This is a genomic window from Intrasporangium chromatireducens Q5-1 (assembly GCF_000576575.1).
Lineage (GTDB): Bacteria > Actinomycetota > Actinomycetes > Actinomycetales > Dermatophilaceae > Intrasporangium_A > Intrasporangium_A chromatireducens.
In genome coordinates, this window is record NZ_AWQS01000576.1 from 1 (window position 1) to 546 (window position 546).

Genomic DNA, 546 nt, shown 5'->3' on the forward strand with positions numbered 1-546 from the left:
TCTACAGCCAGATTAAGCTCTAGGACGTTGATGCGGGGCTGGCCGAGGTAGCCCAGGTCGCGGTCTTGGGTGTGCGAGGCGACCAGGGCCCGAACAGTCTCCACGGGCAGGCCGCGTGCTTCCGCGACCCGCTGTACCTGGATCGCCGCGTAGGCGGGACTGATATGCGGGTCCAGCCCAGAGCCGGAGGCGGTCACCGCATCGGCGGGCACCTCTGAGGGCTGGACGCCGTTGAACGCGGCGATCTGGGCTCGCCGTTCGGCGATCGCTGCGATCAGGTCGGGGTTCTCCGGTCCGAGGTTTGACCCGGAGGAGGCGCCGGCGTCGTAACCGTCACCGGCGGCGGAGGGGCGGGGCTGGAAGTACTCGGGCAGCGGATTGCCGGCGGCGTCGGTGAAGGACTGACCGATCAATGCCGAACCGACCGGTTCGCCATCGCTGGTGGTCACGATCGACCCGTTCGACTGCCACGGGAACACGAGCTGCCCTATCCCCGTGATCGCCAGCGGATAGACCACGCCCAGAACAACCGTCAACACCAGCATG

At 67.6% G+C, this 546-nt stretch carries 1 protein-coding gene; it reads right to left on the reverse strand.

Going from position 1 to position 546, the window contains the following annotated elements; all coding sequences use genetic code 11:
- Positions 1 to 545, reverse strand: a 545-nt coding sequence (gene kdpC, locus N864_RS22960; protein ID WP_034723075.1) for a potassium-transporting ATPase subunit KdpC, incomplete at its 3' end; no start/stop codon positions are given.
- Between the last annotated feature and the right edge of the window lies 1 nt (position 546).